This is a genomic window from Sphingomonas sp. SP5 (assembly GCF_058313455.1).
The window spans coordinates 31,204-56,556 of record NZ_JBZFLF010000001.1 but is presented as its reverse complement, the minus strand read 5'-3'; the positions used below and the strand labels follow the sequence as shown (position 1 = coordinate 56,556).

17 protein-coding genes are annotated in these 25,353 nt (G+C 69.5%); 11 read left to right on the top strand and 6 right to left on the bottom strand.

Annotation, left to right across the window (positions count from 1 at the left end; translation table 11 throughout):
* The first annotated feature begins 115 nt into the window (after positions 1 to 115).
* The 8 genes from AC4GY7_RS00200 (at position 116) to AC4GY7_RS00165 (ending at position 8,565) form a co-directional block, all read left to right on the top strand.
* Positions 116 to 1,732 (top strand): rhamnogalacturonidase, encoded by a 1,617-nt coding sequence (locus AC4GY7_RS00200; protein ID WP_491111307.1) that lies wholly within the window; start codon positions 116 to 118, stop codon positions 1,730 to 1,732.
* A complete protein-coding gene (locus AC4GY7_RS00195) occupies positions 1,729 to 2,703 on the top strand; it encodes a 2-hydroxyacid dehydrogenase (protein ID WP_491111305.1) in 975 nt (324 codons plus the stop codon). Before AC4GY7_RS00200 ends, AC4GY7_RS00195 begins: the two co-directional genes overlap by 4 nt.
* 2 nt (positions 2,704 to 2,705) lie before the next feature.
* The gene (locus AC4GY7_RS00190) at positions 2,706 to 3,485 is read left to right on the top strand and encodes a kinase (RefSeq protein ID WP_491111304.1); all 780 of its coding nucleotides are present in this window, start codon (positions 2,706 to 2,708) and stop codon (positions 3,483 to 3,485) included.
* A 70-nt stretch (positions 3,486 to 3,555) separates the two neighbouring features.
* Positions 3,556 to 4,731, top strand: a complete 1,176-nt coding sequence (locus AC4GY7_RS00185; RefSeq protein WP_491111303.1) for an aldose 1-epimerase family protein — start codon at positions 3,556 to 3,558, stop codon at positions 4,729 to 4,731.
* Between the two features lie 2 nt (positions 4,732 to 4,733).
* Positions 4,734 to 5,480 (top strand): SDR family NAD(P)-dependent oxidoreductase, encoded by a 747-nt coding sequence (locus AC4GY7_RS00180; RefSeq protein ID WP_491111301.1) that lies wholly within the window; start codon positions 4,734 to 4,736, stop codon positions 5,478 to 5,480.
* Between the two features lie 12 nt (positions 5,481 to 5,492).
* Positions 5,493 to 6,680 carry a CaiB/BaiF CoA transferase family protein gene (locus tag AC4GY7_RS00175; protein WP_491111299.1) on the top strand — a complete coding sequence of 396 codons (1,188 nt, stop codon included), beginning with the start codon at positions 5,493 to 5,495 and terminating at the stop codon, positions 6,678 to 6,680.
* A complete protein-coding gene (locus AC4GY7_RS00170) occupies positions 6,680 to 7,783 on the top strand; it encodes a carbohydrate ABC transporter substrate-binding protein (RefSeq protein ID WP_491111298.1) in 1,104 nt (367 codons plus the stop codon). The genes AC4GY7_RS00175 and AC4GY7_RS00170 overlap by 1 nt, the downstream gene beginning before the upstream one ends.
* 11 nt (positions 7,784 to 7,794) lie before the next feature.
* On the top strand, positions 7,795 to 8,565 hold the full coding sequence (locus tag AC4GY7_RS00165) for an enoyl-CoA hydratase/isomerase family protein (RefSeq protein ID WP_491111297.1): 771 nt from the start codon (positions 7,795 to 7,797) through the stop codon (positions 8,563 to 8,565).
* An 87-nt stretch (positions 8,566 to 8,652) separates the two neighbouring features.
* Here AC4GY7_RS00165 and AC4GY7_RS00160 read toward each other — a convergent pair whose 3' ends face one another.
* Both AC4GY7_RS00160 and AC4GY7_RS00155 read right to left on the bottom strand, forming a co-directional pair.
* Complete coding sequence (locus AC4GY7_RS00160; RefSeq protein WP_491111295.1) at positions 8,653 to 9,945, bottom strand: MFS transporter; 1,293 nt, start codon at positions 9,943 to 9,945, stop codon at positions 8,653 to 8,655.
* Positions 9,946 to 9,958: 13 nt separating this feature from the next.
* Positions 9,959 to 11,095: a mandelate racemase/muconate lactonizing enzyme family protein gene (locus AC4GY7_RS00155; protein ID WP_491111293.1), complete on the bottom strand. Its 1,137-nt coding sequence runs from the start codon at positions 11,093 to 11,095 to the stop codon at positions 9,959 to 9,961.
* A gap of 97 nt (positions 11,096 to 11,192) precedes the next feature.
* On the opposite strand from AC4GY7_RS00155, the gene AC4GY7_RS00150 reads away from it, so the two are divergent.
* A complete protein-coding gene (locus AC4GY7_RS00150; RefSeq protein ID WP_491111292.1) occupies positions 11,193 to 11,867 on the top strand; it encodes a GntR family transcriptional regulator in 675 nt (224 codons plus the stop codon).
* 4 nt (positions 11,868 to 11,871) lie between these two features.
* Positions 11,872 to 12,705, top strand: a complete 834-nt coding sequence (locus AC4GY7_RS00145; protein WP_491111290.1) for an amidohydrolase family protein — start codon at positions 11,872 to 11,874, stop codon at positions 12,703 to 12,705.
* A gap of 52 nt (positions 12,706 to 12,757) precedes the next feature.
* Here the strand turns inward: AC4GY7_RS00145 and AC4GY7_RS00140 are convergent, their stop codons facing one another.
* From AC4GY7_RS00140 to AC4GY7_RS00125, 4 genes are all read right to left on the bottom strand, one after another.
* Complete coding sequence (locus tag AC4GY7_RS00140; RefSeq protein WP_491111289.1) at positions 12,758 to 15,427, bottom strand: glycoside hydrolase family 2 TIM barrel-domain containing protein; 2,670 nt, start codon at positions 15,425 to 15,427, stop codon at positions 12,758 to 12,760.
* A complete protein-coding gene (locus tag AC4GY7_RS00135; protein WP_491111287.1) occupies positions 15,424 to 16,689 on the bottom strand; it encodes an alpha/beta hydrolase family protein in 1,266 nt (421 codons plus the stop codon). Before AC4GY7_RS00135 ends, AC4GY7_RS00140 begins: the two co-directional genes overlap by 4 nt.
* The gene (locus tag AC4GY7_RS00130; protein ID WP_491111286.1) at positions 16,689 to 19,349 is read right to left on the bottom strand and encodes a TonB-dependent receptor; all 2,661 of its coding nucleotides are present in this window, start codon (positions 19,347 to 19,349) and stop codon (positions 16,689 to 16,691) included. Before AC4GY7_RS00130 ends, AC4GY7_RS00135 begins: the two co-directional genes overlap by 1 nt.
* Before the next feature lie 107 nt (positions 19,350 to 19,456).
* Positions 19,457 to 22,936: a malectin domain-containing carbohydrate-binding protein gene (locus tag AC4GY7_RS00125; protein ID WP_491111284.1), complete on the bottom strand. Its 3,480-nt coding sequence runs from the start codon at positions 22,934 to 22,936 to the stop codon at positions 19,457 to 19,459.
* A 72-nt stretch (positions 22,937 to 23,008) separates the two neighbouring features.
* On the opposite strand from AC4GY7_RS00125, the gene AC4GY7_RS00120 reads away from it, so the two are divergent.
* Positions 23,009 to 25,339 (top strand): glycoside hydrolase family 95 protein, encoded by a 2,331-nt coding sequence (locus tag AC4GY7_RS00120; RefSeq protein WP_491111283.1) that lies wholly within the window; start codon positions 23,009 to 23,011, stop codon positions 25,337 to 25,339.
* Positions 25,340 to 25,353 lie beyond the last annotated feature (14 nt).

Genomic DNA, 25,353 nt, shown 5'->3' with positions numbered 1-25,353 from the left:
TTGACCAAGAAATGCCAAAAGCACTATCTGATATCTCATCATAGACTTGTGAGATTTATGGTCAAGAGCCCTGTTTAATCGAGGGCGCGAGAGGAGTTCGGGAGTGTCTGGAATCATGCGTGAAATGCAGGCGGACGGCGTCGACCGGCGGCTGGTGACGGCCGGGCTGTTCGGATTATTGGCGCCCCTGCCCGCCTGGGCGCAGCGTGCCTCGCCCCTGCTGTACGATGTGCGGACCTATGGCGCGCGTGGCGACGGCAGGACGATCGACAGCGCGGCAATCAATCGGGCCATCAAGGCGGCGCATGCGGCGGGCGGCGGCACCGTCGTCGTGCCCGCCGGACGCTATCTGTGCTTCTCGATCCGCCTGCTCGACCGCGTCACCTTGTACCTGGGCGCGGGCGCGGTGGTCGAGGCGGCCGATCCGGCGACGCACGGCGCGCGCTACGACCTGCCGGAGAACGACCTGGACGAGCAATTCCAGGATTTCGGCATCACCCACATCCACAACAGCCTGGTCTATGCCGATGGCGCCACCAACATCGGCATCGTCGGACCGGGCATGTTCCACGGCCTGGGGCTCGACCGCGAGGGGCCGGGCGATCGCTGGCACAAGCGCGAGGGCTGGCAATCCCCGGCCGCGCTCGGCGTCAGCGCCCGCGAACTGCGGCTGCGCGACCCCAAGGAGCGCGCGCAGAACGGCCGCGCCAACAAGACGATCGGCATGCGCAACTGCCGCAATGTGCTGCTCCGCGATTTCACCGTGTTGCAGGGCGGGCATTTCTGCGTGATCGTGCACGGCGTGACCAACCTCGCCATCGACAATCTGACGATCGACACCGATCGCGACGGCATCGACGTCGATTGCAGCCGCGACGTGCGCATCACCAACTGCCTGGTCAACGCCCCCAAGGACGACGCCATCGTGCTGAAGAGCAGCTATGCGCTGGGCCGCAAGGTGGGTTGCGAGGATGTGACGATCACCGGCTGCAAGACCAGCGGCTATCGCCTGGGCAGCCTGCTCGACGGCAGCTACCAGCCGTCCGACTATGTCGGGCCGGATCGCACCGGGCCGCTGGGGCGGATCAAGCTCGGCACCGAGAGCAACGGCGGCTTTCGCAACATCCGGATCAGCGACTGCACCTGCACCAACAGCCGCGGCATCCTGATCGGCACCGTCGACGGCGGCACGCTGGAGGATGTCAGCATTTCCGGCATCGTGCTGCGCGACCCGGTCAACCATCCGCTGTTCGTGCACCAGGCGGCACGGCTGCGCGCGCCCGCCGGCACGCCGGTCGGCCGCTGCCGCCGGGTGCGGTTCAGCGATATCACCGTCTCCGGCGCCGATCCGCGCTACCCGTGCGGCGTCGCCGGCATCGCCGATGCGCCGGTGGAGGATATCAGCTTCGATGGCATCCACGTCCAGCATCGCGGCGGCGGCACCGCGGCCGATGCGGCGCGCGTGCCGGAGGACCGGCGCGAGACCAGCTTGGAGGTGAGCTTCATGGGGACGCTGCCCGCCTTCGGCTTCTTCGGGCGGCATGCGCGCGGGCTTGCCTTGCGCGACGTGACGGTCACCACCGATGCCGCGGATGCGCGGCCGGCGGTGGTGCTGGAGGACGTGCGCGGGGCGATCGTCGACGGACTCGCGACGCAGCGCGATCGGGCGAGCGCGGTGGTGACGCGCGACGGCAGCGGCATCAGCATCGGCCGCATCGAGCGGACCGCATGAGCGCGCGCCCGCGCCTGCTCGTCACCCGCCGCCTGCCCGACACGGTCGAGCAGGCGATGGCGAAGCGCTACGACGCCACGTTCAACCGCGACGATCGCGCGCTGTCGGGCGACGTGCTGCACGCGGCGCTGGCCGACTACGACGCCGTCGCGACGACGATCACCGATCGCATCGACGCCGCCGTGCTGGCGCATGAGGCGCCGCGCACGCGCATCATCGCCAATTACGGTGCGGGCTTCGAACATATCGACCGCGACGCCGCCGCGGCGGCGCGGATCGCGGTCACCAACACGCCGGACGTGCTGACCGATGCGACGGCGGAGCTTGCGATCCTGCTGATGCTCGCCGCCGCCCGCCGCGCCGGCGAGGGCGAACGGCAGCTGCGCGCCGGCGGCTGGCCGGGCTGGCATCCGACGCACCTCGTCGGGCGCAGCATCACCGGCAAGACGCTGGGCCTGATCGGCTTCGGCCGGATCGCGCAGGCGACCGCCGACCGTGCGCGCGGCGGCTTCGGCATGACGATCCTCTATACCAGCCGCACGCGCGCCGCGCCCGAGGTGGAGGCGCGGCATGCCGCGACCTGGGTGGCGTCGGCAGAGGACTTGGCGGAGCGGTGCGACGTGCTGTCGCTGCACGTGCCGGGCGGCGCGGCGACGCATCATCTGGTCGATGCGGCGTTGCTACGGCGGATGCAGCGCGATGCCGTGCTGGTCAACACCGCACGCGGATCGGTGATCGACGAAGCGGCGCTGGCCGCGGCGCTGGCCGAGGGGCGGATCGGGGCGGCGGGGCTCGACGTCTACGAAGGCGAGCCCGCCGTCGCGCCGGCCCTGCTCGCCTGCGAGAATGCGGTGCTGCTGCCGCACCTGGGCAGCGCGACGATCGAGGCACGGACCGCCATGGGCATGCGTGTGCTGGCGAACCTCGATGCCTTTTTCGCCGGCGAGCCGCTGCCCGACCGGGTCGCCTGAGCGTGGAGGCCGCGGCGATCCTGTCGGCGGTGGCGCGCGACGCTGCTGCCGGATGCGCGCGGCCCGTCGTGATCGGCCTGTGCGGCGCGCAGGGCAGCGGCAAGAGCACCGCCGCCGCCCGCGCCGCCGAACGGCTGACGGCGGAGGGGCTGGCGACCGCGATCCTGTCGCTCGACGACCTGTATCTGACGCTCGCCGAGCGGGTGAGCCTCGCCGCGACGGTGCACCCGCTGCTCCGCACGCGCGGTGTGCCGGGGACACATGATGTGGGCCTCGGGCTCGCGTTGCTCGACGGACTCGTACAGGGCGGGACGGTGCGCCTGCCTCGCTTCGACAAGGCGGTGGACGATCGTGCGCCGGCCGACGCGTGGCCACTGACCCCGCCGGACCTGCGCGTGTTGCTGTTCGAGGGCTGGTGCGTCGGCGCGGTGCCGCAGGCCGACGCCGCGCTTGCCGAACCGGTCAATGCGCTGGAGGCGAACGAGGACGGTGACGGCCGCTGGCGGCGTTACGTCAACGATCAACTCGCCGGGCCATATCGGGCGCTGTTCGCGCGGCTCGACCGGCTGGTGCTGCTCCGCGCGCCCGATTTCGGCGTCGTGCGCGGCTGGCGGATCGAACAGGAACAGGCGCTGCGCCGCGCCACCGGTGGCGGGATGAGCGATGCCGGCATCGATCGCTTCATTCGGCACTACGAGCGGCTGACCCGCCATATCCTGGCGGAGTTGCCGGACCGGGCGGACGCGACGATCGCGCTCGATCCGAACCGCACGATCATCTGATATTTCTGTTGCCACTACTGATCTATCGACGTACATTCTCGCCAACCGTCGATCGAGAGGAGCCGCAGCCATGGTCGCGCTGTACGACCGCAGCTATTCGCCGCGCGAGCTGGCCGAACATGCCGGCAGCCTGAGCCAGTTCGCGGGCGTCCGGCTGATGACGCTGGGCGAGGGCGTGGAACGCGGCATCCGCTGTCTCGAATTCCGCACCGGCACGGGCTTGCGCTTCACCGTGCTGGTCGATCGCTGCATGGACATCGCCGATTGCGAACACCGCGGCCGCGCGATCGGCTGGCATTCGCCGACCGGCTTCCGCCACCCCGGCCTGCACGAATATGAGGGCGAAGGCGGGCTTGCCTGGCTGCGCTCGTTTTCGGGACTGATGGTGACCGCCGGGCTCGATCACACGCTCTTCATGCACGACGACGAGGCCGGCCATTACAATTACGGGCCGCGCCAGCGCGTTGCCTCGTCGCTGCACGGCCGCGTCGGCACCATCCCCGCCCGGCTGACCGGCTATGGCGAGCGCTGGGAGGGCGACCGCTGCATCCTGTGGTGCGAGGGCGTGGTGCAGCAGGCAACGATGTTCGGCGAGGACCTGCACCTCGTCCGCCGGATCGAGGCGGATGTCGGCGACGATGCGATCCGGTTGTACGACCGCGTGGTCAACCACGGCTTCTACCGCACGCCGCACATGCTGCTCTACCACATCAACGTCGGCCACCCGGTGCTGGCGGAGGGCGCGCGCTACCTCGCGCCGATCCGCGACGTGGTGTGGGCGGCGCACGCCGGCGAGGGCTATCAGGCGAGCGGCGTCGGCTATGCGGCGATCCCGGCGCCGCAAGCCGCCTTCCACGAACAGGTGTGGCAGCATGAGATGGCTGCCGATGCCGACGGCCGGGTGCCGGTGGCACTGGTCAACGACGCGCTCGGCTTCGGCTTCCAGGTCGAGACGGCGAAGGCGCAATTCCCCTGCCAGTACGAATGGCAGGCGTTGCAGGCCGGGCAATATGCGCTGGGCATCGAACCCTCGACCAACCACGTGCTCGGCAAGGGCTTCGCGCGCGAGCGGGGCGAGTTGATCGAACTGGAGCATGGCGAGGAGCGGCGCTACGACACGATCTTCACCGTGCTCGACGGCCGCGACGCTATCGCCGCGGCGGAGGCGCGCATCCGCGGCATCGCGGAGCAGCCCGCCGATCCCTTTCCGGAGCCGAGCGGCGACTATCCGGCGATCGTGCGATGAGCATGGCGGGCAAGCGTATCCTGCTCACCGGTGCCGCGGGTGGCCTCGGTGCGCCGACGACGCGGCACTTCCTCGGCCTCGGCGCGCAGGTGATAGCCGCCGATCGCGGCAGCGACCGGCTGGCGGCGCTGATCGACGACACGCCCGCCGGGGATCGCGAGCGGCTGGTCGCGCTCGACACCGACCTGTCCGACCTCCCCCGCTTCCGCGCCGATCTGGAGCGGGTCCGCGATGCGCTGGGCGGGATCGACGTGGTCATCAACAACGCCGCGATCTACCCCTCGCGCGCGTTCGAGGATTACACGATCGAGGAGCATCAGGCGGTGCAGCGCGTCAATGTCGACGCCGGCATCGTCGCGGTGCAGGCGGCACTGCCCGGCATGAAGGCGCGTGGCTGGGGGCGCATCGTCAACATCGCCAGCGTCACCTTCTACGGCGGCTGGGCGTCGCTTTCCCCCTACGTCGCGTCCAAGGGCGCGCTGGTCGGGCTGACGCGGGCCTGGGCACGCGAGTTCGGCGGCGACGGCATCACCGTCAACGCAGTCGCGCCCGGCGCCTTCCCGACCGATGCCGAAACGATCCATCCCGACCCGGAGGGCTATACCCGGTTCGTGCTGGATCATCAGGCGGTGAAGCGGCGCGGCACGCCCGCCGACATCGCCACCGCCCTCGCCTTCCTCGCGTCCGACGATGCGGGGTTCATCACCGGCCAGACGCTGAACGTCGATGGCGGCTGGGTCATGCACTGAAGGGATACACCCGTGGGAATCTTGAGCGGCTATCGCGTGCTCGACTGTTCGATCGCGATGGCGGGGCCGTTTGCGGCGCAGCGCATGGGCGATCTCGGCGCCGATGTGGTGAAGGTGGAACCGACCGCGGGCGAATGGCAGCGCTTTCGCTCGGCGGGCGGGGCCAACGGCAACCGCATCAACACCTCGTTCCTGTCGCTGAACCGCAACAAGCGTTCGCTGGCGATCGACCTCAAGAGCGACGAGGGCAAGGCGATCCTGCTCGAACTGGTGAAGACGGCGGACGTCTTCATCCAGAATTACCGGCCCGGCGTCGCCAAGCGCCTGGGTGTCGACTACGCCACCCTGTCGGCGATCAACCCGCGGCTGGTCTATGTCTCGATGTCCGGGTTCGGCGAGAGCGGCCCCTATGTCGACCGGCCGGGGCAGGACCTGATCCTGCAGGCGATGTCGGGCGCGATGCTGTCGGCAGGGCGTGCGGGCGATCCCCCTGCCCCGGCGGGCCAGTTCCTCGCCGATGCGGTGACCGCCTATTCCGCGTTCGAAGGCGCGCTCGCCGCCTTGCTGCACCGCGAGCGCACCGGCGAGGGGCAATTGGTCGAGGTCAACATGCTCGACGCGGTGGTCGCCTTCCAGATGCAGGAGATGTCGGTCTTCACCGCCGGCGGCAAGCCGCAGACGCGCTCGGCCGAGCCGCATGCGCACAGCTACATCCGCTCGCCTTATGGGGTGTTCGCGACGGCCGACGGGTTCATCGTCGTCGCCTTCGCCAACCTCAAGACGTTCGGCGAGCTGATCGGCGAGCCGAGCTTCGCCGACATGGATGACGAGGCGGACAGCTGGGTGCATCGCGACGCGATCTTCGCCGCCACGCGCGAGCGGCTGGCGACGCGGACGAGTGCGGAGTGGCTCGACCTGTTCCGCACGCAGGATGTCTGGTCCGGCCCGGTCTACGGCTATGCCGACGTCGTCGCCGATCCGCAGATCGCGCATAACGGCACCTTCGTCGAATACGACCACCCCAGCGAAGGCCGGGTCAAGACGCCCGGCTTCCCCATCCGCTTCGCCGCGACCCCGGCAGGCGTGACGCGCGGCGCACCGCAGATCGGCGAGCACAGCCGCGAAATCCTGGGCGAGGCGGGGATGGATGCCGAAGCGATCGACCGGCTGATCGCGTCGGGCGCGGTGCGGCAGGACTGATGCGCTATCGCGGCCTGACCTGGGATCACCCGCGCGGCTATGCGGCGCTGACTGCGGCGGCGGGCGAGCTGATCGCCTGGGATCGGCAGCCGCTCGAAGGGTTCGAGGCGCATCCGATCGCCGACCTCACCGCGCGCTACGACCTGGTGGTGCTCGATCATCCGCATGTCGGCGAAGCGGTGGCGGGCGATTGCCTGCTGGCGCTGGAGGAGGTGTTCGCGCCGCAGGAGATCGCCGCCTGGGGCGAGGCGGCGATCGGGCCGTCGCTGGCGAGCTACCGGTACGGCGGTCGGCATTGGGCGCTGCCGCTCGACGCCGCGACGCAGGTGATGGCGGCGCGGGCCGACCTGATCGACGGGCCGCTGCCCGATACGTGGGACGCGGTGCTCGCGTTGCGCGAACCGGTGGCGCTGTCGCTGGCCGGGCCGCACGCCGCCTTGTCGTTCCAGTCGATCGCCGCGGCGATCGACGCCGGTGCGCCGCGCGATCCGGAGCGGTTCGTCGATGCGGATACCGGGCGTGCCGTGCTGGCGATCATGGCGCCGCTCGCCGCGGCGACACCGGAGCCGGTGCGTGCGCTCAATCCGATCGGGCTGCTGGAGGCGATGACGCAGGGCGATGCGGTTGCGCTGTGTCCGCTGGTCTACGGCTATGTGAATTATGCCACGGCCAAACGGCCGATCCGCTTCGCCGACGCACCGGCTGCGCACACCGGCGGCCGCCGGGGATCGACGCTCGGCGGCACCGGCATCGGCCTGTCCCGGCGCGCGGCGGTGACGCCCGACCTGCTCGATCACCTGCGCTGGCTGATGGGTCCGCAGGCGCAGTCCGGCTTCATCCCCGATCACGCCGGGCAGCCGAGCCGCCGCGATGCCTGGGCGGACAAACGCGTGAACGCCGCATCGGGCGATTTCTACCGCAACACCGCCGCTACGATCGAGCACGCTTATGTGCGCCCGCGGTTCGACGGCGCCATCGCCTTCCAGAAGGAAGCGTCGGCGTTGATCCGCGACGGCCTTGGCGCCGGCACCGCTCACGCCGCGATCCTTGCCGGACTGGAGGACGCCTGGCGCCGCCACCGCCCGGCCGGCGCCGAACTGTAGAAGGACCTTCCATGACCGATACCCTGCTGTTCGCCGTCGACGGAGCGGTCGCCACGATCACGCTCAACCGGCCCGAGAAGCTCAACGCCGCCACCCCCGCCATGTCCAAGGCGATCGTCGCCGCGGTGGAGGAATGCAACCGCAGCACGACCATCCGCTGCGTCATCATCACCGGCGCCGGGCCGAAGGCGTTCTGCGCCGGATCGGACATCGCGACGCTCGACAGCTATGCGACGGCGTGGGACTTCCGCAACCGCGACGATTATTGCGACGCGATCCATGCGCTGTCCAAGCCGAGCATCGCCGCGGTCAACGGCTATGCGCTCGGCGGCGGGCTGGAGACGGCGCTGTCGTGCGACATCCGCATCGCGTCCGACACCGCGAAGTTCGCCGCGCCGGAGATCAAGCTCGGCTGGATCGGCGGCGGGGGAATGGCGGCGATGCTCGCCCATTCGATCGGCATGTCGAATGCGGCGCTGATGGTGATGACGGGCGATGCGATCGATGCGCAGACCGCGCTGCACTGGGGCCTCGTCAGCGAAGTCGTCGCGGCAGACGGGTTGATGGAGCGCGCCTCCGCCATTGCCACCGCCATCGCATCGCGCGCGCCGATCGCGGCGGAGACGGCCAAGCTCAACCTGCGCGCCGCAGTGTCGATGCCGCTCGACAAGGCGATGGAATATGAGCGCGACCTCCAGGCGATCTGCTTCGCCACCGAGGACGCCCGCGAAGGCCGCGCCGCCTTCGCCGAGAAGCGCGCGCCGGTCTTCCGGCGGCGCTGATCTAACACTAAACCGTTCGTGCTGAGCCTGTCGAAGCACAGGTGAGGCTTGAGGCCCTTCGACAAGCTCAGGGCGAACGGTGTCTGTTTATCGCACGGAGCGGATCGGCAGCACGAACAGCGATCCGGCGAACACGAAGGCGATCGCCGCGACGAACAGCACGCGATAGTCGTTGCCGGAGATGCCGAGCAGCCACGCCGCCATCACCGGGCTGAGGATCTGCGGGATGTTGACCGCAGTCGTCAGGATGCCGAGGTCCTTGCCGGTGGCGTCCGCCGCATCCTTGCCGGTGCGCTTGGGCAGCACCTGCGTCATCAGCGCCATGTCGACCGACATGAAGGCGCCGTAGCCGAGGCCGATCAGCACGGCATAGCCGTACATCCCCTGCAACGTCGGCAGCAGCAGCGGCACGACCAACGCGACGCCCATCGTCAGGCTGGAGAGGAACACCAAGGGCTTGCGCCGCCCGATTCGGTCGGAGATCAGCCCCGATCCGAACGCCGAGATCACCAGCGCGACGAAGGTGATCGACGACAGCGTCGCGATCGTCCGGTTGGCGTCGGCGGTGCTGAGGTGGATATGATCCTGCAGGATGTAGAGCAGGTAGGTGACGATCCCCTGGTAGCCCATGTAGATGGTGAAGCGGCCGAGGAACGCCCAGGCGAAATCGGGATGATCGCGCGGCGAAATCCAGAAGGAAGACAGGAAACCGCGCAGCGAGAACCGGCGGCGCATCACGGGTGCATGCACCGGCGGTTCGGGGTTGAGGATCACGAAGGCGATGCAGACCAGCGCGATGCCGCCGGCGAACAGCGCATAGGCGAGCGTCAGGTGCGCCGCGATCGATCCCGCCAGCACGATGCCGACCGTGCCGCCCGCGGTCATCCCCGCGCCGACGAAGCCCGAGGCGGTGCCGCGTTCCTCGACGCGGAAGCGATCGGCGACGACGGTGGTGATCGCCGCCTGCATGGCATTGAGCGCGATCGCCGCGCCGACCCACAAGGTAGTGATGAGCCACAGGTCCTCGACCTGCGACACCGCGAACAGGCAGGCGGCGCCGGCGAGCGAGCCCAGCACGATCCACGGCGTCCGCCGGCCCCAGCGCGTCCGCGTCCCGTCCGACAGCGCTCCCGCGATCGGCGTCGCCAGCGTGCTGAACACGGAGGTGACGGCAAAGACGATGGCGAGGTCGCGCGCCTTGTGCGCCGGATCGAGCGCGGCGATCTGGTTGGGCAGCAGCACCGACAGCACGCCGCAATAAAGCGCCAGCAGCACGAAGAAGACCGCGGTCAGCGATCCGAGCAGCAGCCATTTGGCGCGCCCGACGGCATGCCCCTCGCCCGCGATCAGCGCGGCGGCATCGTCGGCGTGGATCGCCATCGCCTCGTCCATGTCAGCGGGTCAGCCGCGGCGGCTGCGGCGCCGCGCCGAGGGCGTCGCGCGCAACGAGCGTCGGCCTGTGCCAGTCACGCCGTGCCGTGTCCGCCAGCACCAGGCCATGGCCGGGCGCGTCCGATCCCCAGATGAAGCCATCCTCCATGCGATAGGTCGTCTCCACCAGATGGTCGAAATTCTGGTAGCTGTATTCCAGCCAGTCGACCTCCGGCAGGGCGAGCGCCATGTTGACGCCGATCTCGAGGAAGCTGTTGCCGAGCGACACCGGCACGCCCATGTCGGCGGCCAGCCAGCCGATCCGCATCACGTCGGTGACATGGCCGTGGACGTTCAGCATGTCGGTCGCCCCCGCCTGCATCAGCGAGCGCTTGCCCGAGGCGTCGAGATATTCGCCCGAGTTGACGAGCGTCGGCCCCGCCGTCTCCCGCAGGATGCGCAGGCCGTCGAAATCGTGGCGCAGCACCGGGTCCTCGACCCAGAAGATCGGGTGCCCGGCGCGGCGGAAGGCATCGAGGTTGGCGATCGTCTGCTTGGGGCTCCACGCCTCGTTGGCATCGACCATCACCAGCGCCGTGTCGCCGACTGCCTGTTTCAGCAGATCGAGCCGGTGGATGTCGCGATCGAGGTCGGGATGCCCGACCTTGATCTTGAACGCGGTGAAGCCCTGCGATGCCGCGATGCCGAACAGCTCGCAGAAATCATGGTCGGAGAGGTGGAAATCGAGGCCGCTCGCATAGGCGCGCACCCGATCCCGCCGGGCGCCGAGCAGACGCCACAGCGGCTGGCCGACCGACTTGGCGAACAGATCCCACACCGCCTGTTGCAGCGCCTCCTCGAACGGCATCGACAGCCGGCGGATATTGCCGCCGCGCGGCCGCGACACGCGATGCGCCGCCGCGCCGGCGAGATCGCCCTCCAGCCCCGGCCATACTTCGGTGGCGAAGCAGTGCATCATCTCCGCCTCGGCGGGCAGCGGATGAAACAGGCTCTGGACGAAGCCCAGCCCGGTGCTGCCGTCCTCGCCGACCAGTTCGAGCGCGGCGACGTGGACGTCGTCGGCGCGGACCTGGCTATCGCCGATCACGCGGTCGCGCAGGAACTGGAAGCGCGTGATTCGGAAGTCGACTATACGCATGATCGGCGGTACACTCTTCCCAGATGGCGAATTTGATATATCAGTCAAATTTGTAGATATGGCAGGTGGAAAAGTGGTGCAAGCGCAATCTTCGGCCGTGGATACCCGCAGCGGCACCGTCCCCGAAACGGTCCGGCTGAGCGATATCGCCTATCGCAAGGTGCTGGAGGGATTGTTCGACCGCACCGTCCCTGCCGGCGCGTTCGTGTCGCAGAACGAGCTGGTCAACCTGCTCGACATTCCCGTGCAGCCCCTGCGCGATGCGCTGCGCGTGCTGGAGGCGGAGGGGGTGCTGACCATCCACCCGCGCTCGGGCATCCAGTTCCTGAAGCCGGACCTGGAGCTTGCCCGCAGCACCTATCAGTTTCGCGCCTTCATTGAACGGCCCGCCGCGCGCGCCTTTGCCGAAACCGGCGACGCGGCCGATGTCGCGGCGATGATCGACGAGCATCGCACGCTGATGACCCGTATCGAGCAGGGGAGCTTCGATGCCGAGATCCAGGCGCAGCTCGGCCGGCTGGAGGAGCGGCTGCACGCCGGCATGATCGCCAGCCTGCGCAACCCGCTGGTCGAGACGACGGCGCGGCGCCTCAACAATTACCTGACGCTGATCCGCCTCGACCGGCTGATGACGCAACCGCTGGCGCTGCGCACGCTGCGCGAGCATCTCGACATCCTCGAAGCGGCGGCGGCGCGCGATGCCGACGCCACCGAGGCGGCGATCGTGACGCATTTCCAGAACGCGCTACAGCGCATCCTAGGGATGTTCTGACGCGATGCGGGTGTTCGATTCTCACGTCCACGTCTGGCGGATCGATGCGCCGGGGCATCAATGGCCGGACGCCGACTGGCCGCTGATCCACCGCGACTTCGCGATCGACGACCTGCGGGCGGAGGCGCGGGACGTCGACCTTGCCGGCGTGATCCTGGTGCAATCGCAGCCCGACGATCGCGATACCGACTGGCTGCTCGCCGACGCGGCGAACGACGCGCTGGTCGCTGGTGTCGTCGGCTGGGTCGACTTCACCAGTCCGCAGGCGCCCGACCGCATCGCCACGCTGGCGCGCAATCCACGGCTGCGTGGGCTCAGGCCGATGTTGCAGGGGATTGCGGATACCCACTGGATCCTCGACCGGGCGCTCGATCCGGTCATCGCCGCGATGATCGAGCATGGGCTGCGCTTCGATGCGCTGATCCAGCCGCGGCACCTTCCGGTCCTGCACGCCTTCGCCACGCGCTGGCCCGACCTGCCGATCGTCATCGATCATGGCGCCAAGCCCGCCGCGGCGGACGGGACGCTCGATCCGTGGCGCGACGATATGGCGGCGGTGGCGGCGCTGCCGCAGGTGCATTGCAAGCTGTCGGGCCTGCGCACCGAGCAGGCGCAGGGGCAGGCGGCGGACGAACTCGCCCCCTATGTCGCGCACCTCGTCAGCTGTTTCGGTGACCGGCTGATGTGGGGCAGCGACTGGCCGGTGCTGCGGCATGCCGGCGATCGCTACACCGACTGGATCGCGACGGCGCAGGCGCTGACCGGCCTGACCGGCGATGCTGCGGCCAGCCTGTTCGAAGGCGCCGCGCGGCGCTTCTATGGCGTCGCCGCAGCATGATGCGGTGAGTTGAACGCGCAGCCCGAAAGGCTCCACACCAACGGCGTGGCTGTCAGTCGCGCAGAGGCTCGACGTCGATGGCCGAGACGATCGCCTCGCCCCCCTGCCCGTGGAAATCTAGCCGCAGCACGCCGTTCCGCGCCGGCCCCGTCAGCTCGACGGTGGTCGCCTTCAGCACGCCACCCGCCAGCGAAGCCACGTCGATGGCATTGCGCTGCATGCCGCCGGAGATACCGGCCGCGAAGCGATGCGCGCCGGCCTTGTCCGGTTCGAACAGGTGCAGCCGCACGCGATAGCGCCCATCGGGCACAGGCAAGGCATAGGAGAAGGCATCACCGGCACGCCAGCTGGCATACAGGTCGGCGTGATCGGTGCCGGTCACGATCTTGCGCGCCTTGGCCGGGCCGCCGCCCGCCGCATACAGTTCCCGCTGGAATGGATTGAGCGTCGATCCGGTGCCGCCGTCGAAGAAGGTGTCGGAGCCGTAGCGCGTGCCGTCCGCCAGCGTGACGCCGGTCAGCGAACCGGTGCGGACGTGCAGCGCCCGCGCCGGGCCAGCATAGGTCACGGTCGCCGCATCGCCGATCGCCTTGCCGTTCAAGCTGGCGCTGACCGACAGGCGGTTGCTTCCACGGTGCAGGCGCACGCCCGGCCAGCGGCAGATCCGGTTGACGCAGGCGGCGCTGCCGATCCGGCGGCCGTCGAGCGACAGGTCGGCGGCGGCGGCATTGCTGTAGGCCGTCACGTCGATCACCGGATAGGCGCGGTCGACGTAGCGCTTGCCGGTGAGGTGGATCATCGGCGCCGGGCTCCAAGCCGCCTTGTAGAAGTAGAAGGCGTCCTTGCGCGTCGCGCGGTCGAAGGTGACGAGGCCCTTGGTGTTGATATCGCTGCTGTCGCCCTCCTCGCGCAGGTCGCTGGTGGCGTCGAACATCTGCCAGATGAAGCTGCCCCACAGGAACCCGAGCGGCGCGATGCCGCGCCACGACAGTTCGTGGACGGCGCTCTGCACCTCTTCGGGCTGCGGGCGGTAGATGCTTTCGATCCGGCCGCCGAAGGGATTGTCGGTGTGCTGCGAGGTGGCGCCGCCCGCGCCATATTCGCCGACCGCGATCGGCAGCTTCGGGCGTTCGCGATGCAGCCCGCTCAACACAGTGCCGAGCGTCGCCGCCTCCTCGGCATGGCCCGATCCGTACCAGCCCAAGTACAGATTGTAGGCGACGGTGTCGGCGGTGCCGGAGGTGCGGTCGACGCCCGTATCGGGCTGGCCGGGCAGCGGCTCGCAGCAGACCGCGATCGTCGTCGCGCGGGTCGGATCCTCGGCATGCGCCAGCCGGTCGAGCGTGGTCATCAGCGGCCGGGCGTTGGAGGGGGTGAGCCCCTTGCTCGTCCAGTTGGTGATCTCGTTGCCGATAGACCAGACCGCCACCGACGGGTGGTTGTAGTTCTGGCGGATCAGTTCGGACAATTGCTGCTTCGCGCTGGCGACCATCTCCGGCCGCGCGTCGCGCTCTCCGGGCAGCGCGGCGAGATTGACCAGCCCCAGTTCCGCCCACAGCACCATGCCGTTGCGATCGGCGAGGTCGTAGAAGGGCTTGGCATGATTGTAGTGCGACAGGCGCACGGCATTGGCGCCCATCTCCTCGATAATCGCCATATCCTGCGCGTGATCGGCATCGGCGAGCGCCCAGCCCTTGTCCTGCCGGTCCTGGTGGCGGGTGACGCCGTGCAGCGGCAGCGGCTTGCCGTTGAGCAGGAAACCGTGCGCCGCGTCGAACGCCATCTCGCGCAGGCCGAGCGGTTCGCTGGCGCGGTCGAGCAGCCGGCCGTCGGCGCCGATCACCTCGACGGTGGTGCGGTAGAGATAGGGATCGGCGCGGCCGTTCCAGCGGCGGGGATTGGCGATCGTCAGGCTGGCGGTCGCCTCCGCGCCGGCTGATGCGGGCAGCGACACCCGGCGCTCGTCGCGCGCGACCTGTCGCCCGCTCGCATCGGCGATGGTGGTGCGCAGCGTCACCGGCGCCGGCCGCGCGGCATCGTTGCGCAGCAAGGTCCGCACGCTCACGCTCGCGCGGGCGGCATCGAGCGTGGTCGTGCGTTCGTAGATGCCGGCGCTGCCCATGTCGGCAAGGTCGATATGCTGCGGCCCGACGACGATCATGCTCGCCGGCCGGTAAAGGCCGCCATACATGAAGAAGTCGCCGGAGATCGGCACGACGTAGCGCGTCGCGCTGCCCGCGTCGGGCTTGGAATTGTCGACGCGCACGGCGAGGACGTTGTCGCCGCCGGCCTTCAGCGCCTCGGTCGCATCGAAGCGGAAGCGGGAAAAAGCGCCCTCGTGCCGCCCGAGCCGGACGCCGTTGAGCCACACGTCGGCGACGATGCTCGCCGCGTCGAACTGGAGGTAGAGCCGCTCGCCCGCGGCCATCTGCGGCGCGGCGAAGCGCAGGCGGTACCAGCCGATGCCGCGCACCGTGTTGGCATCCTTGCGCCGGGTGACGCCGTAATTGCCCAGCCGGTTCCAGGTATGTGGCACCGCCACCCGTTGCCAGCCCGCGTCGTCGAAGCGCGGTTCGGCGGTGGCCGGGCCGGGATCGCCGAGGTGGAAGCGCCAGCCGCCCGCCAGCGCCGTCTCGCGCCGGTCGGCGCCGGCCGTGCTCGCCAGCAGCGATGCGAGCGCCAGCGCCACGCCTGCGATCCGGTTGCGGTTGTGGGCCATCATGGCGTTCCTTCGGGATGATGCGGGAGGTAGCGGTCGGCAAAGGCGATGTAGCTCGCCCAATCCCGATCGGTGATGCCGTGCGGGCCGGTGCGCAGGTGATAGGCGATGCGCGAGAGCACCGGCCGGTCGGGCGGCGGCATCGCCGCGGCATCGAGGCCGCCGACGCCGAGCAGGCGATAGACCGGGTCGGCGCCTTTGGCGGCGAGGAATTCGCCGCGGGGATCGGACCACCAGTCGTCGCTGGCACTGGCGATGAAGACAGGCCGCGGCGCGATCAGCGCGACCAGTTCGTGCGCATCGACCGGTAGGTCCGCCTCACGCTCGGCATAGGTCTTGAAGACGGGGGCGAACCAGTAATCGTTCATCACCCGGATCGTCTCGCCGAAGCGGCGGCGGTAGAGCGAGGCGCCGCCCTCGCCCGAATCGTTGGCGATTACCGCGGCGAAGCGGGTGTCGCTCGCCCCTGCCCACAATGCCGCCTTGCCATAGCGCGAATGGCCGATGACGATCATCCGCCGCGGGTCGACGTGTGGATCGGTGGCGAGATAGTCGGCGACGCGGCTCAGCCCCCAAGCCCAGGTGGCGATCGCGCCCCAGCGGTCGGGCGCGCCGAACGCGGTCCGATACCAGGGCTGGATGCTCTCGGCGAACTTGCCGCGTTCATCGGCATAGAGGTCGCCGGTGAAATAGGTGGCGACGCCATAGCCGGCGCGGAGCAGCGTCGCCACCGGCCATTCAGCCGCGTCGATGCCGCGCGAGGCCGCCGAGGCGCTGCCCTTGGCGATGCCGGTCGCCGGCGTCACCCAATTGTGGGTGATGCGGATCCCGGGGTCGGTATTTACCGCCTGGTTGCCGTGGAAATTGGGAGCGACGAACACCGGCACCCGCCCCCTCGCCTGCGCCGGCAGGTAGAGCAGCACGGCGATCTGCGGCCCCTGTTCGGTCCCGTCGAGCAGCACCGTCACCTGGCGGCGGATCGCCAGGCCGCCGAGCGCGGCGGGATCGTCGTCGGTGACGCGGAACCGCATGTGCCGCGGCGGCGGCGGGCTGACGCCGTAGATCGCGTGCGTGAAGGCGGCGAGCAGTTCCGGCCGCCGCTCCTGCCGCCACATCGCGGCACTCGTCACCCGCCGCCCGTCCGCCATCACCAGCGGATCGGGCAGCGTATAGGCCGGCACCTTCGCCTCGTCGCGATTGCCGTCGAGCTGCGCCGCCGCCGGGGCGGCGAGCGCGAGGGCGAGAAGCGCGGCGCCGATCCGCATCAAAAGTTGAGATGAAAGCCGAGCTGGTAGCTGCGATCGAGCTGGTTCGACAGCGTCGGGATATCGGGCGTGCCGTAATATTGCACCTGATAGGCCGACGACAGGTTCACCGCATCGAACTTGATCGCGACATGCTCGTTGAGATTGTACGTCGCCGAGAAATCGAGCGATTCCTGCGGCGCGTTCCACAAGGTCCGCCCCGCCGTATCGGCGAAGTTGGTCTGCACGCTGCGCGAGCGCCAGTTGTACGAGGCGTGCAGCGATACTGGTCCCTTTTCGTAGATGCCGGTGATGTTGTAGGCATCCTTGGACAGGAGATCGGCCGGCACCTGCACCGGCTGTCCGACCACCGGCAACGAGCTGTAGACGTGGGTGTAATTGCCCTGCACGCCGAACCCGCTGAGCAGCCCGGGCAGGAAGTCGAAGAACTGCTGCAGCGTGACTTCCACGCCCTTGATCGTGCCTGCCCCGGTGTTGCGCGGCCGGGTGATCTGGTACGGCAGGCCATCGATCTGCTCGGTCACCGCGAACTTCTGGGTGAAGCCGGTGACATCCTTCTGGAATGCCGCGACCGCCGCGTAATTCGACCGGCCGTAGTAATATTCCAGCGAGGCGTCATACTGATCCGCCCTGGTCGGCGACAGGTTCGGGTTGCCGCCGCTGCCGGTCTGCGACTGGACGTTGAGCACCAGCGCGGGCGACAGGTTGCCGAATTCCGGCCGGGTGATCGCCTTCGAATAGGCGAGGCGCAGGAACAGATCGGGCGTCAGCTTGGCGCGGACGTTCACGCTCGGCAGCCAATTGTCGTAGGTCGTGCTGCCCTGCACCGGCGTGAAGGTGGAGCCGGTCTGCGCATAGACCGCCTGCTTGTTGCGCGTGGAGACGTAGCGCAGGCCGACGTTGCCGTCGATCGGCAGGCCGAGGTCGAAGGCGAATTGCGCCTGCGCATAGCCCGCCCAGACCGCTTCGCGATATTCGTAATGGTTGTTCAGCGGATAGGCGGGATCGCCATAGGTCGCGCCGACGAGGTAGCGGGTACGATGCATGTCCTCCAGGAAGCTGTTCTGGATCTGCACCCACTGGTTGATCGGCACGTCCTTGTTGGTGAACAGGTCGTCGGGCGTCAGCTGCGTCACCGCACCGAGCGGCTGCGCCAGCGTCACCGTCCGGCTGATGCTGTAGACGTCGTTGATGACGGTGTGATGCGCATAGCGCGCGCCGACCAGCAGCGCGGTGATCGGGCCGCCGGTCAGCTCGTACTTGCCGTCGAGCCGGAACGAGGGTTCGCGCCCGAGGCTCTGCTGGCCGAGATCGGAATAGCTGACCGCGCCGGTATAGGAGGCGGGGTTGGCGAGATCGACACCGGTCACCCCGACGATCGGCGTCGAACCCGAAAGGTCGACCGTCGCGCGTGGCGCCCGCGTCTGGATCACGACGCTGCGCGAATAGAACGGCCCTTCGCTCTTCATATAGGCCGCCTCGCCAGCGAGCGAGAAGGCGCCCGCCGACCAGTTGAAGCCGAGCGACGCGGACAGATTGTGATAGGGATTGTCCGACGCGCCGGTCGAGGAGCGGACCAGTGCGTTGGCGAGCGTATATTGATCCGGGATGTTGCTGTTGGGCGCCTGCTTGAAGGTGAACGGCCCGACGCCCGTCGCGCCGTCGGTCTGCACCGACAATTGCTGCGTATAGCTGCGGCCGCCCGAATAGCTGTAGGTCAGGTCGCCGTGGACCTCCAGGTTCGACGACGGCTTCCACTGCACCGCGCCATAGGCGGTCGAGCGGACGCGGTTGCCCGTCTCGTAGCGCGGGCGCACCTGGCTCGGCAGCGTCACCGTGTCGCCGGCATCGTTGGGGAACACGCCGTCGCCGTCGCGGTTGTAGAGGTTGCGGTTGTCGGCATAGGCGTTGGTCGACACCTGATAGCCCGCCGAATAGACGCGTTCGAACTGGCCGCCGAACAGCAGGCCGACCTCACCCACCGGCGTATCCCAGCGATTGCTGACCACGCCCGAGATGCGCGGCGAGGCGCGATCCTGGAAGTCGCTGTAATTGCCCGACGCGGTGAGCGCGAAATGCGGCCCCTTGAAGTCGAACGGGCGCGCGGTGTGGATGTTGATGAGGCCGCCCAGCCCGCCCTCGATCTGGTCGGAGGTCGCCGTCTTGTAGACGTCGAGGCCGGACAGGATGTCGGAGGAGAAATCGAGGAGATTGGCGCTGCGGTTGGTGGTGGTGAACAGCTGGCGACCGTTGACCGTGGTCAGCACCTGCTTCAATCCGTGAACGACATAGCTGTTGCCTTCGCCGCGGGTGTTGCGGGAGATCTGCACGCCGGGGATGCGTTGCAGCGTCTCGGCGATGTTGGTGTCGGGCAGCTTGCCGATATCCTCGGCGACGATCGAGTCCTGGATCTGGTTGGAATTGCGCTTGAGGTTGGCGGCATTCTGCAAGGTCGCGCGCAGGCCGGTGACGACGATGTCGCCATCGGGCTCCGGATCGCCCGCCGCGGCCTGCGTTCCCGCCGCGCCGCCGGCCAGCGCCTTCTGCGCCGGATCGGTCTGGGCCGCGGTGCTGGACGCCGGGGTGTCCTGCGCCTGCGCGGTGCTCGCGAACAGCGCCACCGCGCCCACCGACACCAGAAGCTGCAACTTGCTCGTCATCGACCTCTCTCCTGACACGACCCGTACGGCCGGCCGATTATCGGGATATCAATGGACACTCTTGATATCTCAGTCAATGATAATGTCAGGCCACTTGTCGTTTCCGGTCAGTCCACACGCAGCGAGTCGATAGCGACGGGCGCGTCGGTCGCCAGCGTCAGGCGATAGGTGCCGGCGTTGATCATGCCGGGGGTTGCGACCGTCACCTCCTGCCACCCGCTTGCCTCGGCGAAGGCGACGGGTATGCGTGCGGTGACGAAGCCGCTGGCGTCTTGGAGGCGCAGTTCCGCCTTGCCCGCCGCCATCGCCCAATAGCGCAGGCGGAAGCGGTGTTGCCCGGCGACATCGGTCTGGACGCTCCAGCCGATCGTCGCCGGCCCCTGCCCGGTGGCGACATAGCCCTGCCCGCCATAGCCCTTCAGCTGGGTGGCCACCGTCGCCCCGGTCAGCGCCGCCGCCTCGGCCTCCTTCAGCCCGGCATCGCGCGCGAAGCTGAACTGGCCAGGCGCATAAGGCGAGACAAGGTCACGCCTGACCAGCATCGCGGCGCCCGCCGGTATCGCCAGCGTGGCACCGGCGGCGATGCTGCGCGTCGCGAGGCGGACGGGCGTCACGCCGCCGTTCGCCGCCAGCGCCGCCGCGTCCCCGGCGTCATGCCAGCCGGCCGGCACCGCGGCACCCGCATCCAGCATCAGCGCGGCGATCACCGGCACCCGCGCGCGGACGCTACCGGCGGCAGCGCTCGTCAGCATGTCGGCATCCAGCCAGGCATGCGGCAATCGGGTCCACCGCGCTGCCCCGCGCACCGGCACCGCATCGCCATTGTCGATGTACGTGCGGATCGCGACCGCGCCGGCGAGTGGCGCGACCAGATCGCTGGCGGGATCGGCGGGGATCGCCTGCGCACCCGTGCCCGGCTCGGCGGCGATGGCGATTCCGGCAAGCACCGCCTGCCCGGCGTCGATCCGCGGGAAGCTCACCTCCATCTCGCCGCCGGTCGACGTCACGCTCACCACCTTGCGGAGCGCGGTGTCGAAGCCCGCCTCGGCGAAGATGTCGAGATCGCGCAGCACCGTCCGCCCGTCAATCGCCACATCGAACCGGCGCCAGCCGCGCGCGTCGATCCCGGCGCGGCCGTACCAAGGCTCGACGAAATACAGTTCGACCCGATAGCGCCCCCTGGGCACCGCGAAGCGGTAGCGCAGCGCCTCACGTCCGTAGCGATAGGTCTGGAACAGCGCCGGGCTGTCGGTGCCGGCGATCGCGTCGAAGGTCTTGCGGCGGCTGCCGAGCGCGGGGTCGAGCTCCGGATAGGCGTCCGCCCAGCTGGTCCAGCCCCAGGGTGCGCCCTGTGTCCAGTGTCGATCGGCCGCCCAATGCTGGCCGGCGGCATCGGTCAGCGCCGGGCCGCCGGCATTGACGCGGTAGAGGTAGGTGAGCCCGGCCGCCGCCCTGGTCAGCGCCGGGCCGCTCGCCGTCGCCGCGTCCGGTGCCGGCGGCAGCAGCGGCAGGGTGATGCTGTCGCTCGCCGCGACCTTGCCATGGATCAGGCAGGTCGCCGCCAGCGTGTCGTAGCGGACCGACACGCCGTTCCAGCGGAAGCGCTGTTCGCGATCGCGTTGGCGCCGCCCGAGCGAGTGACGTCGCGCCGCGTCGTTGAACAGTTCGACCGCGTCGCAGTTCGAATAGACCTCGATCCCCGATCGCACGCCGGGCGTCGCCCAGCGGTCCGGCCAGGTGTGCGAGACGATATAGGCCATCGGCGCGACACGCGCCGGCACCTGCCGCGCGCGGAACATGTAATAGACGTCGAGCGGCTCGCCCCACAGGGTCATCAGCCCCTTGTTGTTGGCGGGGCCGACATGGTCGAGTTCGCGTAAGCCATCCCAGATCTGCGTGCCGTCGCCGCGCATCGGCCGGCCCGGGTTCTCGTGCGTCGCAAGCAGCCAGTGGAACTGGCCGACGCTGCGATCGGCGACGCTGTCGGCAAGGCGCGCCTTCGTCTGCATCAGCGCGGCCATGCGCTCTTCGGTGAAGCCGGGGTTCTTGGCATCGGCCTCGGCGTGCAGTTCCAGCGTGCGCCACGCGCCATATTCGCCGACCAGCGCCTGCTTCACCACCTCGTCCGCATAGAGGTTGGGGTCGCCGCCATAGGTGCCCGACCAGTTCTGCGGCACGTTCCAGTCGGTGCCCTCGCCGCCGTTGCAGGTCGTCACCAGCCGCTGCACCGATGCGGTCGGATCGAGCGCGCGGATCACCGCCATCGCCTCGGCGGCAAAGGCGGCGGGCAAGCGGCTTTCGTTCTGGAGGCCCCAGAGGAACACCGCCGGATTGTTGCGCCGCTCGCGCACCCAGTCGGCGACCAGCGCCTTGAAGTTGGCGCGGAATGCGGGATTGTCCATCCACAGGTGCGAGCTGAACTGCGGCCACCACAACAGGCCGTCCCGTGCGATCCGTTCGCCGTAGCGCAGGTTGTGCGGGTAGTGCGCGTCGCGGAAGGCGTTGAAGCCTGCGGCCTTCACCTGCCCCAGCCGGGCGGCGATCTGTGCGGGCGAGAAGGCGTGCGAAGCGCCGAGCAGATGCTCGTATTCACCGACGCCGCGCACCGCGAAGGGTTGGCCGTTGACGAACAGGCGCCGCGCGCCCGCGGCGTCCTTGCGCACCTCGACCTCGCGGATGCCATAGGGCGTCGATTGCTCGTCGATCACGCGCCCTTCCGCGATGATCCGCGCGCGCAGCGTGTAGAGCGTCGGGCTGGCCGGCGACCACAATCGCGGTCGCATGATCGGCGGCAGCGCGCGCTCCAGCGTCTGCGCCGTACCGGGCGCGAGCGCGACGTCGGCGCGCTGTTCGGCGACGACGCGGCCGGCGGGATCGACCATCTGCCCGACGACGGTCACCTGTCGCGGCGCAGCGGCGCGGTTCTCGACCTCCATCCGCAGCGTCAGCCGCGCGGCATCGGCGGTCACCGCGCCGAGCCGCCCCCAGGCGTAGACGCCGAACGGCCGCACCCGCACCGCCGCGCTGCGCACCACGTGGACGGGGCGAAAGATGCCGAAGGGCTGCGAGCCTTCGCAGCAGCCGCCGTCCGCCTGGTCGTCGCCCGACACCCACGGCAGGTCGGTGATCCCCGCCGGATTGTCGACGCGCACCGCCAGCAGATTGTCGCCGCCTCGCATCGCGTCGGTCACGTCGACCTCGAAGCTGGTCAGTCCGCCGCCGTGCCGCCCGACCGGCCGCCCGTTGAGCCAAACGGTCGCATAGCTGTTCACCCCCTCGAACCGCAGCGCGACGCGCTCGTCGCCGCGGCGAGCGGCCAGCGTCAGGTGCGTGCGATACCAGGCGGTGCCATGCCGCGCGCCCTTCACCACCTGCCGGTCATAGGCATAGCCCTGCCAGTTGTGCGGCACGCGCACGCTCGACCAGCGGCTGTCGTCGATGTCCCGCCGTTCCAGCCCGGCGGGCGCATCGCGTTCGAACAGCGTCGATCGCCACGTCTCGGCGATGATCCGATCGTCACGCGGTGCTGCCGACGCGGCTCCCGTCCAGAACGACAGCAGGGCGAGCAGCGTGATGAATCCTCTCATACACTGATATCTCGCAGGTTGCCTTTGATATGGCAACGGCGTTAAGCCCTTTGCAAATTGGGAGAGAGGCAGATGAAGATCACGCGGCGCAGCGTGCTGGCGGCGGGCCCCGCGACCATGGTCGGCGGCAGCGCGCGGGGCGCGCCGCCGGCCGATCCGGGTCCGGCCGCCGATGCCCCGAAGCTGTGGCATGCCAAGCCCGCGGCGCAATGGCAGGAGGGCTATCCGATCGGCAACGGCCGCCTCGCCGCCACGATTGCCGGCCAGCCCAAGCGCGAGCGTATCCAGCTGAACGACGGCACGCTATTTTCCGGCGGCCCCTATGACAACGTCAACCCGGACGCCCGCGCCGCGCTGCCCCGCGTCCGCGCCGCCATTGCCGCCAGCCGCTATGCCGAGGCGGAGGCGATCGCCGAAGCCTCGGTCCAGGCAAAGCCGATGCGCGAGATGTCCTACCAGTCGGTCGGCGACCTGCTGCTCGACTTCGGCGGGATCAACGACACCGCCTTCGCCGACTACCGCCGCGAACTCGACCTCGACGCCGCCATCGCCACCACCAGCTTCACCTCCGATGGCGTGCACTACCGGCGCGAGGCCTTCGCCTCGGCGGTGGACGACGTGATCGCGGTGCGGATCACCGCCGATGCGCCCTTCGACATGGATTGCCAGCTGGTGAGCGGCCAGCGCGCCACGGCCCGCGCGGATGGCGACACGATCCGCCTCTCCGGCGTCAACAATGCGGATTACGGCATTGCGGGGCGGCTGCGCTTCGCCGCCGGTGCGACGGTGCTTGCTAGCGAAGGCCGTATCGATCGGGACGGCCCGTTGCTGCGCATCCGCGGCGCGCGCGCGATCGTCGTGCTGGTGGCCGCCGCGACCAGCTTCCGCTCGCCGGTCGACGTCGGCGGCGATCCGGAAAGCCGCGTCGCCACCCGCCTCGCCGCCGCCCGCGCCAGGGGCTGGCAGGCGCTGCGCGACGCGCATGTCGCCGATCACCGCGCGCTGTTCCGCCGCCTGTCGATCACCCTCGGCGACCCCGCTGCAAACGCCCGCCCGACCGATCAACGCGCGGGCCACGCACTCGATCGCGACGATCCCGCGCTTGCGGCGCTGTTCGTGCAGTTCGGCCGCTACCTGCTGATCGCCGCGTCGCGCGGCGGCGAACCCGCCAACCTGCAAGGCAAGTGGAACGAGCTGAACCGCCCGCCCTGGGGATCCAAATACACGATCAACATCAATACCCAGATGAATTACTGGCCCGCCGACACGGGCAATCTTGCCGAATGCGTCGAGCCGCTGACGCGCATGGTCGAGGAGCTGGCGCTGTCGGGCGCGCGCACCGCGCAGGCGATGTACGGCGCGCGCGGCTGGGTGGCGCATCACAATACCGACCTGTGGCGCGCGTCGGGACCGGTCGACCATGCCCGTACCGGCCTGTGGCCGATGGGTGCGGCCTGGCTCGGCTGCCAGCTGTGGGACCATTGGGACATGCATCGCGACCTTGCGTACCTGCGCCGCATCTACCCGCTGCTGCGCGGTGCTGCGCTGTTCCATCTCGACACGCTGCAACCCGATGCGGCAAGCGGCACGCTGGTGACCAATCCGTCGCTGTCGCCGGAGAACGATCACGGCCATGGCAGCACGTTGTGCGCCGGTCCGGCGATGGATCGCCAGATCCTGCGCGACCTGTTCGACCGTACGATCGCCGCCGCGACGCTGCTGCGCAAGGACGCCGCCCTCCGCCGCCAGATCGCCACCACGCGGGCGCGGCTGGCGCCCGACCGGATCGGCAAGGCGGGCCAGTTGCAGGAATGGCTGCTCGACTGGGATGCCGACGCGCCCGAGCCGACGCATCGCCACACTTCGCACCTCTATGCGCTCTACCCCAGCCAGCAGATCGACGTGGAGGCGACGCCGGTGCTGGCGGCGGCGGCGCGCCGATCGCTGGAGCTGCGCGGCACGGAGGCGACCGGCTGGGCGCTCGCCTGGCGGATGAACCTGTGGGCGCGGCTGCGCGACGCCGGGAACGCGCACCTGATGGTGCGCCGCCTGCTCCAGAGCGCGCCCAACGCGCCCGGCTGGCTGGGATTGCAGCCGCCGTTTCAGATCGACTGCTTCTTCGGCGGCACCGCCGGCGTGCTGGAGATGCTGGTGCAGAGCCGGGGCGAGCGGATCGACCTGCTGCCCGCCCTGCCCCAGGCGTGGAACGCGGGGCGCCTCGCCGGCGTGCGCGTGCGCGGCGGCTGCGTGGTGGACCTGACGTGGGCGCAGGGGCAGCCGACGGAGGTGGTGCTGCACCCGGAGGTCACCGGGCGGCGGGTGGTGCGCTTCGGCACGCGGCAGGCGGCGGTGCGGCTCACCGCGGGCCGGCCGCTACGCCTCGATCCCGCTAGCCTAAATTAAAACCGTCATTGCGA